At 39.7% G+C, this 17,672-nt stretch carries 20 protein-coding genes; 12 read left to right on the top strand and 8 right to left on the bottom strand.

The features are described from left to right. The first annotated feature begins 70 nt into the window (after window positions 1-70). From DEAC_RS23465 to DEAC_RS03220, 7 genes are all read left to right on the top strand, one after another. Window positions 71-226 carry a hypothetical protein gene (locus tag DEAC_RS23465; protein ID WP_161796412.1) on the top strand — a complete coding sequence of 52 codons (156 nt, stop codon included), beginning with the start codon at window positions 71-73 and terminating at the stop codon, window positions 224-226. A 179-nt stretch (window positions 227-405) separates the two neighbouring features. Then, on the top strand, window positions 406-612 hold the full coding sequence (locus DEAC_RS03245; protein WP_047808604.1) for a DUF1657 domain-containing protein: 207 nt from the start codon (window positions 406-408) through the stop codon (window positions 610-612). Window positions 613-690: 78 nt separating this feature from the next. Continuing rightward, window positions 691-1,485, top strand: coding sequence for a DUF421 domain-containing protein (locus tag DEAC_RS03240; RefSeq protein WP_345788148.1), 795 nt, complete (start codon window positions 691-693; stop codon window positions 1,483-1,485). Window positions 1,486-1,496: 11 nt separating this feature from the next. Further along, complete coding sequence (gene spoVAC, locus DEAC_RS03235; protein WP_047808602.1) at window positions 1,497-1,976, top strand: stage V sporulation protein AC; 480 nt, start codon at window positions 1,497-1,499, stop codon at window positions 1,974-1,976. Next, complete coding sequence (gene spoVAD, locus DEAC_RS03230) at window positions 1,977-2,981, top strand: stage V sporulation protein AD (protein WP_047808601.1); 1,005 nt, start codon at window positions 1,977-1,979, stop codon at window positions 2,979-2,981. A gap of 13 nt (window positions 2,982-2,994) precedes the next feature. Beyond that, window positions 2,995-3,348 (top strand): stage V sporulation protein AE, encoded by a 354-nt coding sequence (spoVAE, locus tag DEAC_RS03225; RefSeq protein ID WP_047808600.1) that lies wholly within the window; start codon window positions 2,995-2,997, stop codon window positions 3,346-3,348. A gap of 92 nt (window positions 3,349-3,440) precedes the next feature. Beyond that, window positions 3,441-3,644, top strand: coding sequence for a DUF1657 domain-containing protein (locus tag DEAC_RS03220; protein ID WP_047808599.1), 204 nt, complete (start codon window positions 3,441-3,443; stop codon window positions 3,642-3,644). 102 nt (window positions 3,645-3,746) lie between these two features. Here DEAC_RS03220 and mutT read toward each other — a convergent pair whose 3' ends face one another. The 3 genes from mutT to acs all read right to left on the bottom strand — a co-directional run bounded on the left by mutT (window position 3,747) and on the right by acs (window position 7,757). After that, window positions 3,747-4,148, bottom strand: coding sequence for an 8-oxo-dGTP diphosphatase MutT (gene mutT, locus DEAC_RS03215; RefSeq protein WP_047808598.1), 402 nt, complete (start codon window positions 4,146-4,148; stop codon window positions 3,747-3,749). Window positions 4,149-4,185: 37 nt separating this feature from the next. Continuing rightward, window positions 4,186-5,211 carry a threonine aldolase family protein gene (locus DEAC_RS03210; protein ID WP_047808597.1) on the bottom strand — a complete coding sequence of 342 codons (1,026 nt, stop codon included), beginning with the start codon at window positions 5,209-5,211 and terminating at the stop codon, window positions 4,186-4,188. Between the two features lie 236 nt (window positions 5,212-5,447). Continuing rightward, window positions 5,448-7,757 (bottom strand): acetate--CoA ligase, encoded by a 2,310-nt coding sequence (gene acs, locus DEAC_RS03205; RefSeq protein ID WP_047808596.1) that lies wholly within the window; start codon window positions 7,755-7,757, stop codon window positions 5,448-5,450. 240 nt (window positions 7,758-7,997) lie between these two features. Between acs and DEAC_RS03200 the strand changes: the two genes are divergently transcribed. After that, entirely contained in the window at window positions 7,998-8,942 is a 945-nt protein-coding gene (locus DEAC_RS03200) for a DUF4474 domain-containing protein (protein WP_047808595.1), read from the top strand. Window positions 8,943-9,005: 63 nt separating this feature from the next. Here the strand turns inward: DEAC_RS03200 and DEAC_RS03195 are convergent, their stop codons facing one another. Continuing rightward, window positions 9,006-10,076 (bottom strand): HD-GYP domain-containing protein, encoded by a 1,071-nt coding sequence (locus tag DEAC_RS03195; protein WP_047808594.1) that lies wholly within the window; start codon window positions 10,074-10,076, stop codon window positions 9,006-9,008. A 222-nt stretch (window positions 10,077-10,298) separates the two neighbouring features. Continuing rightward, window positions 10,299-10,964, bottom strand: coding sequence for an HD domain-containing protein (locus DEAC_RS03190; protein WP_047808593.1), 666 nt, complete (start codon window positions 10,962-10,964; stop codon window positions 10,299-10,301). Window positions 10,965-11,293: 329 nt separating this feature from the next. Here DEAC_RS03190 and DEAC_RS03185 point away from each other — a divergent pair, with 329 nt between their 5' ends. The 3 genes from DEAC_RS03185 (at window position 11,294) to DEAC_RS03175 (ending at window position 14,276) form a co-directional block, all read left to right on the top strand. Next, a complete protein-coding gene (locus tag DEAC_RS03185) occupies window positions 11,294-12,229 on the top strand; it encodes a LysR family transcriptional regulator (protein WP_047808592.1) in 936 nt (311 codons plus the stop codon). 57 nt (window positions 12,230-12,286) lie between these two features. After that, window positions 12,287-13,012 carry an alpha/beta fold hydrolase gene (locus tag DEAC_RS03180; RefSeq protein ID WP_047808591.1) on the top strand — a complete coding sequence of 242 codons (726 nt, stop codon included), beginning with the start codon at window positions 12,287-12,289 and terminating at the stop codon, window positions 13,010-13,012. A gap of 100 nt (window positions 13,013-13,112) precedes the next feature. Beyond that, a complete protein-coding gene (locus DEAC_RS03175) occupies window positions 13,113-14,276 on the top strand; it encodes an iron-containing alcohol dehydrogenase (RefSeq protein WP_047808590.1) in 1,164 nt (387 codons plus the stop codon). A 145-nt stretch (window positions 14,277-14,421) separates the two neighbouring features. On the opposite strand, the gene DEAC_RS03170 is transcribed toward DEAC_RS03175, so the two are convergent. Further along, complete coding sequence (locus tag DEAC_RS03170; protein WP_047808589.1) at window positions 14,422-14,607, bottom strand: 4Fe-4S binding protein; 186 nt, start codon at window positions 14,605-14,607, stop codon at window positions 14,422-14,424. 326 nt (window positions 14,608-14,933) lie between these two features. On the opposite strand from DEAC_RS03170, the gene DEAC_RS03165 reads away from it, so the two are divergent. Next, window positions 14,934-15,506 (top strand): xanthine phosphoribosyltransferase, encoded by a 573-nt coding sequence (locus DEAC_RS03165; protein WP_047808743.1) that lies wholly within the window; start codon window positions 14,934-14,936, stop codon window positions 15,504-15,506. 87 nt (window positions 15,507-15,593) lie between these two features. Here DEAC_RS03165 and DEAC_RS03160 read toward each other — a convergent pair whose 3' ends face one another. Together DEAC_RS03160 and DEAC_RS03155 are read right to left on the bottom strand one after the other, a co-directional pair. Next, complete coding sequence (locus DEAC_RS03160) at window positions 15,594-16,259, bottom strand: hypothetical protein (RefSeq protein WP_047808588.1); 666 nt, start codon at window positions 16,257-16,259, stop codon at window positions 15,594-15,596. Between the two features lie 337 nt (window positions 16,260-16,596). Beyond that, window positions 16,597-17,211: a DUF3786 domain-containing protein gene (locus tag DEAC_RS03155; RefSeq protein WP_053006265.1), complete on the bottom strand. Its 615-nt coding sequence runs from the start codon at window positions 17,209-17,211 to the stop codon at window positions 16,597-16,599. Window positions 17,212-17,672: the final 461 nt, after the last annotated feature.

Below are 17,672 nucleotides of genomic sequence, written 5' to 3'. Positions count from 1 at the left end.
ATATTAGGTTAAAATCCATTAGACTATAAACTGTCAAAAAACACGGATTCCAAAAAGGAGGAACTATACCTTGAATCAAAACGAAAATAAAGTTTCGCAGCAAACGACTAATAACCATGTCTCTATGCAAAATACTAAAAACTCACCCTCTAATGCCAACGAAAAAGAGAGAGATAACTTAAACCCTGCCAAAGACAAAAGTCCGGATGATTTGGAAATATTCTAGTTTGTAAACCATAAACAATAACCTTTAAAAAACAAGGCCGGCTTCAGCCTTGTTTTTTTATCCTCATAGTTGGGCAAGGGCTCAATGCCACTTCTATATCAAACTGCCTTCACTTTCCAGCTTTGTTAAGGCATTAAAAAAAAAGCAAGAGAGATAATAACTCTCGGGAGGTGATAAGTATGACAGTTGCTTCTCAGGTAAAGCAAACCTTAGCAACCTTAAAAGGAGTTCAAGGTACATTAAGAACCTATAACGTTCAAGCAAAAAATGAAAATGCTCAGTCCGTTTATAATAATTCCTTAGAAATCACTAATGTGATCATTAAGGATCTGGAAGATCGAATCAAGGTCCTTGAATTTGAAGAGCCACAATACAAAGGCAATTAAAAAGGCGGGTAAGGTATGCAGGAAACTCTTTATTTAATATTAAAAACGCTCGCGTTATTTTGTATAGCTTGGTTATCTATGCGGCTTATTGGAAAACGCAACATTACTAAAGTGAAACCTTTTAATTTTATATCCTATATTATTATAGCCGTTGCGGTAACATTAATGTCCTTAAACCTTATTAACCTGAGCTCGGGATTTGTCGTTTTAATAACCTGGGTTGTTCTTCCGCTGGCCCTTGATTTTCTTGGTATCAAGAGTCAGGTAATTCACGAGTTTATTAACGGAAAGGAAACTGTTTTAATTAAACATGGAAAGATTATGGAAGAAAATCTTCTCCAGCTCCGGATGACAGGAGAGGACCTGTTGGCCGAACTACGGTCAAAAAATATTTTCAACCTCACTGATGTTGAATTCGCTGTAATGGAATCTAACGGTAAAGTTAACGCTTATCTAAAAGCTGACAAGAAGCCGATTACTGCCCATGATGTTGGACAGAAGGTGGCACCTCAAGCTGAACCTCAAACCGTTATTATGGACGGGAACATCCTTGCCGAACCTCTTTCCTCCCTGGGACTTAATCAAACTTGGCTAAAAACTGAACTTGACAAAATGGGAGTAGTTCTTGAGAACGTATTTATTTGCCAGGTTGATTCCTCCGGCGAATTATTCCTTGACCTCTTCAACGATGCTGTTGAACTTCCCCAGCCTAAAGTTAGGGAATTACTCTATGCCAACCTGGAAAAAATTCAGGCAGACCTCTTAGCCTTTTCTTTGCAAACGGAAAACAAAAGCGCTAAAGGTATGTATCTCCGCAATTCTCAGAAGCTTGATCATCTTATTAATAAATTACGTCCTTACTTATTACATTAAGAGGTGTTACCATGTCCGACAAAAAGAAGAAAAAATTGTCTCCCACTCAACAGGAGTACCAGAAATTCGCCCAGGACAGAGAGCCTAAGCGGCCTATTGTTCTCAACTGCGTAAGGGCTTTCTTCGTAGGAGGTCTGATTTGCGTCATTGCTCAGGGGATACAAATGTTTTTTATGACCTATTATCATTTTTCCCAGGAGAATGCCGGAAATCCCACTGGGGCAGTTATTATTATAATCACGGTCTTGCTTACCGGTTTTGGCGTTTTTGATCATATCGCTCAATGGGCAGGAGCCGGCACCATAATTCCTGTGACCGGTTTTGCCAATACCATAGCTTCGGCTTCTATTGAACACCGAAGTGAGGGATTTGTTCTCGGAGTAGGCGGCAATATGTTTAAATTAGCCGGGCCTGTTATTGTCTATGGTGTTTTTTCTGCCTTTGTAGTTTCATTAGTCGTCATAATGTTAAGAGCATTGGGTGTGATGTAAATGTTGCATGGTCATCAGTCATGGATTTTTGATTCCAAACCTACCATAATTGCTTCGGCTGCTGTCGGCGGGCCTCATGAAGCCCGTGGTTCATTAGCCGACGATTTCGATCTTCTTCACGAGGATATATGGCTGGGACAAGAAAGCTTTGAAAAGGCTGAACGAAAACTGCAAGAACAGGCTTCTGAGTTAGCGATTAAAAAAGCAGCATTGAAAAAGGAAGATATTCAGTTTTTATTAAGCGGAGACTTAATCAATCAGACAGTCCCCAGCAGTTTTGCAGCGCGCACTCTCGGAGTTCCTTTTCTCGGGCTTTATGGCGCCTGTTCAACCTCAATGGAAGGCTTAGCCCTGGCCGCTCAGCTTGTCGACAGCAAATTTGCCAAACATGTTCTTGTATGTACGTCGAGCCATAATGCTGCCTCAGAAAAGCAATACCGATACCCCACGGAATACGGGGCTCAAAAGCCTCCTACAGCACAATGGACCGTTACAGGGGCTGGAGCGGCTTTAGTATCCGATCAGGGAGAAGGCCCAAAAGTTACGTCGGCAACCATTGGCAGAGTTATCGATATGGGATTGTCCGACCCCTTTAATATGGGGGCTGCCATGGCACCGGCAGCAGTAGATACGATTGAAGCTCACTTTAGAGACTTAAACAGAGAACCATCCTATTATGATGTCATCGCTACCGGTGACCTGGGCAGAGTTGGACATAGGATCGCCGGTGACTTATTAAAAAAACATGGTTTAGAAATACCGGAAGAAATTTTTACAGATTGCGGAATTCTAATCTATAAAGAAGACCAGCCTGTCGTTTTAGCAGGAGGAAGCGGATGTGCCTGTGCAGCGACAACAACCTTTGGACATTTCTTAAAGCGAATGAGAAAAGGCGACTTAAAGAAGCTTTTAGTTGTTGCTACAGGGGCCTTATTATCCCCTATGTCCTTTCAGCAAAAGGAAAGTATTCCTTGTGTTGCTCACGCAGTAAGTATTGAACTATAAGGAGCGCGGTACAATGGAAAAATTTCTCTGGGCTTTTCTGATCGGAGGAGGCATTTGTGTCATCGGACAGCTCTTATTAGATGGGCTTAAACTAACTCCTGCTCATACAACATGTGCTTTAGTTGTAGTTGGAGCAATACTTGGAGGGCTGGGTCTTTACGATCCTCTGATTAAATTTGCCGGTGCCGGCGCATCTATTCCGATCAGCAGTTTCGGAAATTCCCTGGTCAAAGGAGCGTTGAATGAATATGCGGGAGTGGGTCCCATCGGAGTCCTTACGGGCATATTTGAAGTTACAAGTGCAGGAATATCGGCGGCGATCATCTTTGGCTTCATGGGAGCACTTATTTTTAGGCCTAAAGGGTAAGAACTAAAGCAAGCATACAAGAATTTTTACAAAACTCTGTGGGGCCTTAGTGTACTTAGCCTTTGAACATTTTATAAGGAGGTGATGAGAAAATGACTGTTGGAACACAAATGACACAAGCGATTGCTACAGTTCAAAGCGCAGCAGCAACCATGAAAACATTTGCTTTAGAAACCCAAGATCAGGAAGCAAAAAAGACCTTTGAACAACTTGCCCAAACCTTTGATTCTGCTCTTACCGTTTTAAAAGGCAGAGAGCAATACATTCAACAACAAGAACCTCAATATAAACAATAGCCGTGTATCAAAACAATTAATAACCCTAGGCCAACTGGCTTAGGGTTAACTGCACTCAATTAAATTGCAATTGTCATTGACATCATCCAAAGCAACGCTGCTTTATGCTTTTACAATCTGTGACTTTAGCTTTTCTGCCAAGGGGATATCTGCCGGAGAAAAATCATAGTTGTCCAATTCGTCATAACTAATCCAAGCAATCTGGCTATGAACATTTAACGTAAAGATACCCGAAAACCATTGGCACCTAAATGCAAGCAGTTTAATAGTGCCATGTGGATAATCATAAATACTTTCTCCAAAAAAATCCTGAACTTTGATTTCTACCTCAAATTCTTCCCGGATTTCACGTCTCAAACAATCTTGCGGAGTTTCACCGGGTTCAATCTTTCCTCCCGGGAACTCCCATTTCCCCTCTAAATCCTCACCCGCTGCCCGTTGAGCAATCAAAACTTTCTTGTCCCTAATGATAATGGCAGCGCCTACTTCAATCGTAGTCTTCATCGTATTTTCACCTTCCCGGCCGTCGATTAGGCAAAACTTACAGTGCACCATTTAAATCCTTGATAAAAGCTAACACTTTTTCTTCTTTGGTTGCCCAAGAAGTAACGAGACGAACTGCCGAATGATCGGGGTCAACCTTTGACCAAACATAAAACGCGTAGTTCTTTTGTAGTTCGGAAATTATTCTATCCGGTAAGATAGGAAAAATTTGATTCGATGGTGAATGAACCAAAAAGTTAAAGCCTGCTTTCGTTATTTCATCCCGAAGCAAACCGGCCATTGTATTGGCATGTCCGGCCATATCAAAGTACAAATCATCTTTGAAAAGCTCCAGGAATTGAATGCCAAGGACCTTACCTTTAGCAAGCATAGCTCCTTTCTGCTTCATATGGAATCTAAAATCTTCCTTAAGTGATTCGCGACAAATTACCAGAGCTTCTCCTAAAAGTGCTCCATTTTTAGTTCCGCCGATATAAAAAGCATCTGCAAGATCTGCCAAGGCAGAGAGCTCCAGGTCATTTTCATCTGAACACAAGGCTGAGCCCAGTCTTGCTCCATCTATGTATAGAAATAGATTATTCTCGTGACAACAGACACTGATCTCTTCAAGTTCCTTCTTTGAATAAATCGAACCAATTTCTGTCGGATTTGAAATATAAACTAATTTTGGTTTTACCATATGTTCATCTGTATGTAAATCAAGAACAGATTTAATATGCAAAGAATTAAGTTTTCCATCCCCTACTTCAACGGAAATAATTTTATGTCCCGTTGCTTCGATAGCTCCCGTTTCGTGAACCAATATGTGTCCAGTGTTGGCCGCAATGATTGCTTCATGAGGTCTTAAGAAGGCTGAGATAGCGGTAAGGTTTGTTTGTGTTCCCCCCGAAAGCAGGTGAATGTCAATGTCATCTCTCCCTATTGTTTGCTTTAGCAATTGAACAGCTTTTTGCGTATAGAGATCTTCCCCGTAACCATCAACCTGTTCGAAATTTGTTTCACTCAAAGCTTTTAATAATCTTGGGTGGGCACCTTCACTATAGTCGTTTTTAAAACTGTACATTACTAAGACTCCTTTGTATATTCTTTGGAAGGTATGGGCTTAATATCTCAATTATTGTTAGTATATACCTGCAGGATATTTAATATCTTAACCCTCCAAGCAAACTAATTCAACGGCTGGTTGACAATCATTGCAAAAGTCTCTGCCAGACACAAAACAATGAGGCCCGTTCTTCGCATCGCAAAAAACGAGCCCTCGTTATTGTGGGATTTGGAAAAATGCCTAACTATACCTTCTTAACCCGCTGAGCCACAGAAGCAAATTTGTCCTTCTTCAGATAAGTCATCCTTAATATTCCCCTCATTGATAACTGCATGGCTAAAATCCGGTTCCCCATTACCAAATATCGCATCGCAGGCGCTGTTATTATTGATCATAATGTTGGAGATTGCCAGTGCCACTTCCGCCGGGAGATTTAATCGTCCTATCCACTTAAAGCAATAAAAATTGGTAACTGGATGAGGTGAGCCATCTTTGGCAGGAGTTGAAAACCATACTGTATAACTATACCCATCATAGGACTCTTCTTGGCAATGGTTAACGATAGCCGTATCAGGAATCAAAATTCTATTTCCTAATCTCATTGCAGCCTTACGGGCATCGCGAATCTTATGGGCATCAATATTCTTTTTAAGGAAATTAATGACCGTTGCATCGGCCAGAGTCGTGGTATCACCCATGGCTCGGCCCTCAGCAATATCTTTGAGAAGCCGCCTCATAATCTTTCCGCTTCGGGTCTTGGGTAATTCAGCTGTTAAAAAAACATCGTCAGGTCGGGCTAGTGAACCAATTTTCATCACCACATGAGATTTGAGTTCATTAATAAGTTGATCTCCTATCTCAATTCCCTCTTTGACACTGACAAAGGCAAATACTGATTGACCTTTGATATCGTGAGTTTTGCCAACACAAGCAGCCTCAGCAACCGATGGATGATCAACCAAAGCGCTTTCTACTTCGGCTGTTCCGATTCTATGCCCCGAAACATTGATAACATCATCGGCACGCCCGATTATCCAGAAGTATCCATCTTCATCCCACTTTGCTTCGTCTCCCGTGAAATAAGCGCCTGGAATATCGCTCCAATAGGTATCCACATAACGTTTATCATCGCCATAGACTGTTTTCAGCATTGCCGGCCATGGCTCGCAAACTACTAAATACCCGCCCTCACCCTTAGGAACAGGTTTACCTGACGGATCTACTATTTCAACACAAACACCCGGAAAGGGGGTTGTGCATGACCCCGGCTTTAAAGGAGTAATCCCCGGAACAGGCGTCATCATAATCATACCGGTTTCTGTCTGCCACCAGGTATCAACAATTGGGCAGTGCTCTCCCCCAATATGTTTGTAATACCACATCCAAGCTTCAGGATTAATTGGTTCCCCTACCGACCCTAAAAGCCGTAAGCTTGAGAGATCCCTGCCCGCAGGATAGTTTTCCCCCCATTTCATAAAGGTGCGAATCGCAGTTGGTGCCGTATATAAAATGGTTACTCTGTATTTCTCAATAATTTCCCAATAACGGTCCTTTTCAGGGTAATCGGGTGCTCCTTCGTACATCACAACTGTTGCTCCATTTGACAAAGGGCCATATACCAAATAACTATGCCCTGTTATCCAGCCAACATCAGCGGTACACCAATAAACATCCTCATCTTTAATATCAAATACCCATTCGTGAGTTGTCGATACGCCTACCATATAACCGCCGACAGTATGAACCACCCCTTTAGGTTTACCGGTCGTTCCGCTGGTATAAAGAATAAAGAGCATATCATCGGCTTCCATAGGTTCTGCGGGACAAAGATGAGTCACATTCCTGATGACTTCATGATACCACACATCCCTTTCAGCTTTCATGTCCACAGGGTGTCCCGTCCGCTGAATAACCACAACTTTTTCGACACAGCTAACACCACGTAATGCTTGATCCACACTTTCTTTTAAAGGTATAATATTTCCACGACGATAGCTTCCATCTGAGGTAACAACCACTTTTGCCTGAGCATCAAGAATTCTATCCTTTAAAGCATCAGAACTAAAACCCCCAAAAACGACACAATGGGCAGCACCGATTCGGGCACAAGAGAGCATCGCAATGACAGCCTCAGGAATCATCGGCATATAAATTGTCACACGGTCGCCCTTTTCTACCCCAAACGACTTCAGAACATTAGCAAACTGAGATACCTCACGTTGAAGATCTTGATACGTTAAAACTCTCCGGTCTCCCAATTCGCCTTCGAAAATCAAGGCGGCTTTATTTCTGCGCGCACCTTCCAAATGCCGGTCCAAGCAATTATAGGCCGCATTTAATTTTCCGCCAACAAACCACTTGGCGAAAGGAGGGTTCCATTCTAAAACTTTGTCCCAAGGTTTAAACCAGTGCAGCCTTTCCCCTTGTTCGCCCCAATATTTCTCCCGATCACGAGCAAGTTCATGAACTTCCGAATTTTGAATAACGGCTTTAGAACGAAACTCTAAAGGAGGGAAAAACAACCGCTTTTCCTCCAATAATCCCTCACGGCGTTTCTCTTCCATACTATACTCCTCCTGTCATTTATTTGTTTTGTATATAATACACTAAATTATTTAGAATGTTAAGAATATTTAGTCTATGGCTTGATAATAAGCACTTATCGTTATTTTCTTATTGTAACTTCTTTCGTCCATACTCAACCTAATTACATTTCTTTCTGGTCATGTCTGCAAAAAACATACAATTTCATGCAACTCTACCCCCCCAAGCCCGTACTATAATATAAAAGGGGGAGTATCATTATGCCCGAACAGTTAACGTTATTTAACAGCGGGATTATTTCAGAGGGAAACTACGATAAATTAGCATCTATGCCTGATGAGACAGGGAATAAAACACTTGATGAAATAATAGAGATTTCCGGTTATTCCTATGATCCTAACCAGGATATTTTTTATTCAAATATGGACCCCTGGCAGAGGAAGATTGGCTATTGTCATTTTTTCGATGTGGCAGCAGCACCTATGGGAATGATCATTGACTGCGAACCCATTTTCTTTGACTATAATGATAAGCAATGGATGATCGGCTTTTGGAAGGGGCAATATGATTTAGTTTCAGGAGCAGAAATCGGGATCTATACAAGGACTTCAAATCGTAATCCCCTGAGTTATATGTTGGGTTCTTATTATAAAAGTGCTGACAACAATGAGCTCTTGCCAATGTCCTTTACGTTAAGAAAAAACGGGAAAGTGCTTTTTACCAGAAAAGACCTCCACTGGTGGTTAACGGGTTTCAAACTGGGCGAATTCTCTCAGCCATCGGAATTATCCATGGCCATAACTATTACTTTAGATAACCCAATTATGCGTGATGCCTTTATTGATGGATTGAGAAATGCCGGCTATTCTGCTGAGGAATTTACTCATTTTGGAACAACCGTGAGTTTAAATTTTGACGTTCCTCATACCCCCCAGCCGATCACCCGAAACAAAGTCTTTGAGTGGATTATTCAGTGGAAAAATGAGCAATTATGCCACGAATTCCAAGACATTACAGGAGAATCAAATACTGTACCAGAAAAATTGAAAGTTCTTGAAGAATTAGCACCAGAACTTTACAAACGAATCCTCAGAATGGGGAGATCAAAACCATTGTATAACTTGTATCAAAGTATTTTAACAGCAGCTATAGCTTTATTGGTTATTATTATCGGTACCTTTTTCTCAAATTTTGTTTTACTCTAGCTGTCCGAGACACCCAAATGAATAACAAACGAAGGCCATGAACTCTGTCAAGGCCCTCGTTTGTTATTCTATAATATACTCTACAAATAATGTTCGTTCTTCGACAAGATCGCGTTCAACAACTCGCACTTGCTTGAGATTAACTTTTCCTTCGAAAACACGCACGATAGGACGAGTTGGCAAGCCTTTATTTTGACCTACAATGACTCCTGTTTCTCCATTATTAAGCTTGACCGTGTATCCGGTAGGGTAGGCTGCTATGTGCCTTAAAAAGACATTTATTAATTCATGCCGAAAACGGACACCGGCGTTAGCCATCATTATTTCGCAAGCCACATGGGGCAATACCCTCGGAATAGCAGGACAACCATGAATCAGACAATCATAGAAATCGGCAACGGCAATAATTTCCGCCAAGGGATGAATTGAGGTACCTTTCAGCTGACGAGGATAACCCTTCCCGTTAGTCCATTCATGATGCTGATAAGCCATGTGGGCGGTTATTATGCTGCTTTCAGGCCTTTTACGGATAAGTTCATATCCTTGAATTGTATGAGTCTGGTATATCTCTTGTTCTTCCTTTGTCAGGGATCCTCGTTTATTAATAATTTCTTTTGGCAAAGTGATAATTCCCACATCATGGAGCAGAGCACCTTGAGCAAGATCATTAAGCTTCTCCACCGGCAGACCGAGCCCTTTTCCCAGGACAGTAGCCAGTACACAAACATTGACAGAATGGAAGTACACCCGATTATCCAAACTTCGCATATCCATTAGGCTAATCATTATATCCTTTTGAAAGAGAATATCCTGTACGATATTGCTTACAGATTCTTTGATATCTATTTCTTTATCTTTGTCTTTATCTTTATCACTTTGAATCGTTTTACAGGAGGTCTCGATTGCTTTCAAAGCATCGAAGCGGTGTTGATCGGAAATAACATCCTCTATGATAACATCATTTGTTAATTCATCTTCAATATATATGCTATAAATCCCCATATCTTTTAAGCGCTCAATGTAGGGCTTTTTTAGCACAACACCTTTTCCAAGTAGTATTTTGCCATAGGAAGTGTAAATTTCTTTTGCCAGAATATCGCCATCATTAAGACGTTCAACACTTATTTCTCTCACGTTGTTTCCTCTCTTCTTTCCCACGTCCTAAATTTCGCAAACCCCGCTGCAAACTATAACTAATCAGCGAAGTGAATACAAGCATGAGAAAACTCTGAAATGAATTTCCAAAGCCAAAACCTATGATCATTTCTGATCACCTCAATACCGGTCTTTATACATTTTACCATAGGTTTAAGCATAGATATGCGAAAATTAACGTGAAGATTTTGTTTACCCAGTTTAATCAATTCTCAGAATAAAACCTTGAAAATTATCAGCATGAACTCCCGGATTTAAATAGTCACTGCAATTCTCCAAAAAAGTTATAATACTTTTTTCCTCTTCTATTTTTTTATCAGGGGTCATATTTCCCCTCCCTAAACGATCACATAACCCTAAAAGAGCGACCTCATGGATAGAAACCTCTGACGACATTTTTCCTATATCGGCAAAAGGCAATTTCTTGGTAACAAATAAAATTTGCATATGCCAACGTACCAATTTGGAAACTTGGCTTATAAAATCCCTATCATTTGTCAGCTCCTGAAGAAATTTTACCGAAAGACTCTCCCCCAATTTATCATGGTCGTAAGAAGTAATCCGCCCCTTTTTTAACTTGGTTGCAGGGGCTTTGCCTAAATCGTGGAGCAATGCTGCCCACATAAATGCCTTTGGATTTTGGCTTAGATCTTTTCTTTCCGCGGCGTTGTCCAGAACCATCATGGTATGGTTCCAAACACTCCCTTCGGGATGATGTTTTGGTGATTGAGGCGTGCTCATTAGGTCACCGATCATTGTATAAGGATATTCCTGAGAAAATATCCCTGTTCTACTTAATTCATTAAAATACTTGGAGGGTTTACGATCATTTAACAAATGGTTCTCAAATTCATTAAATATCTGCATGGTATTTTCTCCATTTTAAATAGTTTAGTTTATAGTTACCCAAATTCCTCAAATCTACTCCTCAAATTACTTAATCACAAAATGATTACTTATTAAGGTTATTTCAAACTACTTACAGCTTCACTCGTTAACTTTTAGTACCGCCGTGGCCTTCCGTTGTTTTGTTATCGTTCTCGAAAACCCGATTTTGATATAGAACATTGATATCCGATAATATTAAGATTACTTCAGAATAAAAATGTAACTACTATGACATTGTTAAATGCTAGAAAAAGAAGTATTATAATTAGAATCTAATTATCAGAATTCAATTAATAGAGGTGTAAACTATGATCAACGATCCCATAAAAACTTTCGTTACCGTAGTTGAGCTCAAAAAATTCTCTCACACTGCTGAAGAACTTTATCTTGCCAATACCGACGTTAATTCGCAAATTGGCCGTTTAGAGCAAGAACTCGATGCAAAACTCTTTAACAATCCTTCCAACTCGTCCAGCCATCTGGAACTTACGCTCGCTGGTGAGATTTATTATAAATACGCTAAACAAATTATTAATTTACAGGATAAGGCGAGAGAAGAAATTAAAAATTTGACCAACATGGTTACAGGCAGCTTGAGAGTCGGAGGAAGCTATACTATTGGAGAATACATTTTGCCTTTTGCCGTCACTGAATTCGCTGCCCACTATCCTGGAGTAGAAATTGAAACTTCCATCGCTAATACAGAAGAAATTATTCAAGCAGTTCGAAGGAATCAATTAGACGTTGCTCTTGTGGAGGGAGAAGTCAATCATACAGACATTCAAATCCATTCTATTATGGAGGATGAAATTATCCTGGTTGTTCCTAACCAACATCCTTTAGCCAAACTTCCTATTGCAACCTCTGAGCATCTCCAAGATCAAGTATGGATACTCCGGGAAAGCGGTTCAGGAACTCGCGCTTTTAGCGACAAGCTTATTAAAGAATGGGGTATCAATGTCAGAAAAAGTTATGTTTTTGGAAGTGGTCAAGCAGTTAAACAGGCTGTTATTGCTGGTCTAGGAATTGCCCTTGTCTCACGCTGGATCGTACGAAAAGAATTAAATGCCAAAGAATTAAAGTCTCTGAGAATCAAAGGGAAACGACTTACTCGTTCCTTTTACTTAATAGAACCGAAGAATCAAGAAGCAAATGAAGTAACGGAAGCGTTCACAGAACAGCTCCTTGGTCAAGATCTTATTACATCGTGGAGAAAATTAACCAAAAAGGGAATTGATCTATAAAAAGAGAATTCCAACAGAATTCACAGCATATTATTGATGGGTTTCGGGAGGAAAATAATGCCATTTATTCTTAACAATGATATAAGAATCAATTATGAAATTGAAGGAACAACAAAGGGAGAGTGCCTAGTTCTGCAGCATGGCTTTTTCGGCAGTATAGAGGATTGGTATGACTATAACTACGTTGAAAAGCTTAAGAAAACCTTTAAATTAATAGTAATTGATGCTAGAGGGCATGGCAAGAGCGATAAACCTCATCGTTCAGAGCAATACTCTTTATATCTACGGGCCCAGGATGTAATTAAGGTACTTGATGCTGAGAACATTGACAAATGTCATTACTTCGGTTATTCAATGGGAGGCTGGATTTCCTTTGGATTAATGAAGTGGTTCACGGCGCGCTTTAAATCTTTTATTCTGGATGCCATCCATCCTTACGAGAATGATATGCTTTCTTTACGGGACTCTGTCGTAAACCTTGAACATTGGGTCCCGAAACATAACATCTCTGTGGAGCATAAACGAAGGTTTTTATTAAATGACAGAAAGGCGTTATTAGCGGCAGTCGAAGAACCAAGAACTAATAGCACTGAGCTCTTAAAAACCATGTCGGTGCCGTGCCTAATGCTGGCTGGAGAAAATGATCCAATTTATGAGAAAGTAAAAGAAAGTTCGAAATTATCCCCATTCATTGAGTTTGCAACAATTCCTGAAGCCGATCATTGGTTTTCTTTGTATAAGAGTGACTTCATCATTCCACAAATAGAAGGATTTATTCACTGAAAAGGTGACATTTAAATCTCATTTTCGCAAAAACTATAATTCAGATAATCAGCCTTAATCTATGTTGTTTCAACAGAACTAAAAGAAAGGAGTCAATACTTTGTTAAACTTTGATTACTCAATCCCCACTAAAATTTTCTTTGGCAAAGACCAGATTCAGAAACTACCAGAACAAATATTAGAATTTGGTTCACGGGTACTTCTTATTTACGGCGGAGGAAGTATTAAAAAAATCGGATTATACGATCAGGCAATAAAGCTATTAAGGGAAACAAACATCCCCTTTTGGGAACTTTCCGGAGTAGATCCGAATCCAAAAATTGAGAGTGTCCGCCGCGGAATTGACCTTTGCCATAACCATCAAATTGATTTCGTCTTAGCTATTGGAGGAGGAAGTACCATTGATTGCGCGAAACTAGTTGCCGCGGGTTATTATTATTCCGGCGATCCTTGGGATTTAATGATTGGTAAAGGGCAATTTGAAAATGCTCTGCCCATCGGTACAATTTTAACCCTAGCTGCGACAGGCTCCGAAATGGATCCTATCGCAGTCATCAGCAATCCTGAGACAAACCAAAAACTTGGAATGGGACATCCCTTAATGGCGCCTAAGTTCTCAATTCTTGACCCGACTTACACCTATTCTGTCCCTAAAAATCAAACTGCTGCAGGCATTGCCGACATTATGAGTCATGTTTTCGAAGCCTATTTCAGCAATATAAAAAGTGCATATGTACAGAACCGATTAGCTGAGGCTATCTTAAAAACATGTATTCATTATGGTCCCATTGCTCTGGAGGAACCCAATAATTATGAAGCTCGGGCTAATTTGATGTGGGCCTCCAGTTTAGCTATCAATGGGCTTCTGTCTTATGGAAAAATGCGGAAGTGGAGCTGCCATCCTATCGAACACGAGCTGAGCGCTTATTATGACATCACACATGGGGTGGGACTTGCCATTATCACACCGCATTGGATGGAGCATGTCTTAGAAGATAGTACCGTTGAAGTCTTTAAGAACTATGGTGTCAACGTTTGGGGCTTAAACCCTAATGAAGATAATTATGCTATAGCGAGAACGGCCATCTCCAAAACGAAAGAATTCTTTATCACCTTAGGGCTTCCGACAACACTAAGATCAGTTAATATTGATGAAGAAAAGCTTAAACTCATGGCCGATGCCGCCACAAAAAAAGGGACTTTAGGTGAATTCCGCCCCATTAATAATCAGGACGTCCTCCAAATCCTAAAGTCCGCTTTATAAGTCCGCTTTATATGCCGCTTTAACCTTTAAAAGGTATAACTTATGGAAATCCCTCATTCGTAAAGGATTTCCATTTTTGTTCAGCTTTAGCTGGACGAGTTCACTTCTTCCACTTCTAAGAATGGGAACAGTTCCCATACCAGATTCACTCGCCTACTTGAAAAGCTCCCATCGGACAATATTTCACGCATTTTTTACACCCGATACATTTATCTTGATTAATTACAGGAGCATTAAAACCAATTTGTACAATCGCCCCCACCGGACAGACCCTTATTGAAGGACAAGGATGATTTTGAGGACATCTATCTTTGTTAATGGATACATTCATGAAAGCACCTTCCTTGCAAATAAATAATAGCAACGACTATACCATTCTACGGTATACCCCTAGCAGGTATAAGTGTACTTGAATTATGGTATCCTGTCAAGAGGCTGGTACAATTCCGGCCGCTTCAATTCAGTGTTTAGGACTCTACCCCACCTGAAGTTTACAAAGGGCCCACCCTCACTTACAAAAAGTGGAGATGTTAAAAATTGAATAATTACTGTAAAAAACTTTATTTGATTTTTTAAGGCAATCAAGTTATTCTTGTTATTATTATATTTTCGTAAACTTACAAGGAGTTTTTCATGGAGGGAGGGAGTATTTATCATATGCAGCTTTTAAAGGATAAAATCAGAAACGACGCAAAAATTATTGAAAATCGCATTATTAAGGTTGATAACTTTTTAAATCACCAGTTAGATATTTCGCTATTCAATGAAATAGGCAAGGAATTCAAACATAGATTTGCCAATAAAGAAGTTACAAAAATAGTTACCATTGAAACCTCTGGTATTGCTATTGCAAGTATTGTTGCTCAATACTTTAACTTTGTACCCGTTGTATTTGCTAAAAAACATGCTGGCATTAACATGACTCAAGATGTTTACGAAGCAAAAATTTATTCCTATACAAAAGAGCAGGAATATACGATAAAAATATCAAAGGAGTTCCTAACTTCTAATGACAAAGTATTAATTATTGATGATTTTTTAGCTAGCGGAAGTGCACTCATTGGATTAATTAACTTGCTGTCCCAGAGTGATGTGGAAATTGCCGGTGCAGGAGTCGTTATAGAAAAAACATTTCAAGAAGGCAGACAACGCGTTCTCGAAAAAGGTATTCAATTAGAATCTTTGGCCATCATCGACTCAATCGAAAATGGACAAGTGATTTTTAAGTGAACTCGTTCAGCTAAAGTTGAACATAACCCATAACTTAAATAGATTCTGCCAATAGAAAGAGACCACTCTCTTATGAGTGGCCTCTTTCTATTTACGAGCTTTGGATAATAATTGAAATCGTTCGGCAGATTTAGCTTTTTCATATTCATTTTTTTCAGCATTAATAATATCGGTTGAAAGATGATTGGCAATTAGTTCAGCCTGCATCGCATCCAGAGTTCGGTAGAATTGATTGTCCACGCTGGCCTCAAGCATGTTCCCAGCCTGAATATATTTTTCAGCAAGCGCAGAGCGATTTAATGTCCCGGATTTTTCACCTTGTTTATACTCTTGCACAGCCGCTGCGTACAAAGCGTTTAAGCGGCTTAGGGCGAGATTTTGCAGATAACCAAACTGCGGCGTATACTTTTTAATAATCTCATCTTGAGTAACCCCTTTGGCACTCGTGGATGCATTCCCAAACGTTGAGGTTAATGTTTTTTCAGCATCTTGCTCTGTTGCCGTATGCGACTGAGAATTTTCTCTTATATCACTCTGCCTGGTCTGATCGCTATCCGTTTTGCCATTATCAGCTGCATTTGAACCGGTTATCTCTTTGGGAAGGGCAATGTTAAAAAAATCAGTCCCAAACTGATTTTGCAGTTGCTTCTGAATTACAGGGTTGAGTCTGAAATATTTATTGTATCCCCATATTCCTCCAAAGCCTATTAGCACAAGAATAACCCCAGAAATTAGCAAAAGCTTTTTTTTCATAACTCCTCCTACCATTTGAACACATTTACATATTCATCAAAGAGACAGTTTCTTAGGTTAATAGGCTAATTTTAAAGCAAAGAGTGTTCTTTAGCCGTTTTCATACAATTTTATGTTGTAATCTATTTTTAATATGATACCACAATTTGGTTTGTCAGTATATATTTTCATACAATATCCAATCGTGAGACTTCCACTTCTATAAGTGGGGGTGGGTCCCTCGTTAACTTCAGGTGGGGTAGAGTCCTCCTTCGCCGCCAAGTATTCCTATTGGGAAAGGCGGCTCGGCAATAATGTCCACTGGACATTATTGTATCTGAAGACCCGATGTTCAGCTTTAGCTGAACGAGTTCACTAGTTTTTCAGAAAGATACATACCCAGTCCAATAATACTCTCAATATGCAAAAAATCTTTAACAGAGGGATCGAATAGAATTGTGGCGTTTGCCTGAACTTCCTCGTCCCCTTCCCAAACGATTACACACATGGGAATCTCGGGAAAGGCTTGAAAAGTCACAGATGCGTCACCTAAGTTTGTAGGTTTTCCATTCATGGCGGCAGCACTTACTAACAATTTCTGAGATTGCCAACCAAATGCCTTGATAAGAGGAATAATCGAGTTCTTCTGAAATGCTGGATAAAACAATGCTCCGCCATTAGCGATTTCTTTAAGGCTAACCCACCTGTTTTCCTTTTTTCTAAATGGCCCTGCATAAGCTAAATAATTCAGCATAATTATTGATCCCATAATATCGGGAACATACTTGTCACCCTTACGACAAATCCTTTCACTGAGACAGTCGAAAACATATGCCGAACCAAAGAAGTTCAGTTCAAATTGATGGTTGATGCTGTTAAATGTTACAGCACGATAGGCAGAAACCTCCTCAGGAAGCTTCTTCTTTATGTCATTCCAATATTTGTCGTAGGCAGCTCGATAATTAGTTTCCAATTTAATCCCTCCGCAATCTAAATGCTTTTTATTGCGAATCGAAAATGAGTATTCTAAGACCACTCTAACAAAAACGAGAAATTGCATCTGTATAATGAAACGTACTTTTGAGATATTTGCATTTGATATATGATTGTTGCAATAAATTCATGACAAAAAGCACTATTCTAATTTAAAGAAACAAGTTAAAATAAAATATGCAAGAAATATAAGGAAAAGACCGCAAAGGAGACGAATATATTGGAAGATTAGACATTAATTTGAAATCTATATAATTATCGGAATGATAAATAGCAATTTTATAACAAATATATTATATTTTTAGTTATATATAACATAAAACTTTTTCCAATCGTACGGTTCCCACTTCTTAAGTGGGAGTGGGTCTCCCGTGCTCTGCTATTCTTAAAAATGCAACCTTATATTGCTTTGCGATTTGACGAAGGACGATATAGAATAAT

The sequence above is a fragment of the Desulfosporosinus acididurans genome (assembly GCF_001029285.1).
In the GTDB taxonomy this organism is placed as follows: Bacteria; Bacillota; Desulfitobacteriia; order Desulfitobacteriales; family Desulfitobacteriaceae; genus Desulfosporosinus; species Desulfosporosinus acididurans.
This window is presented reverse-complemented; position numbering and strand designations above follow the sequence as displayed.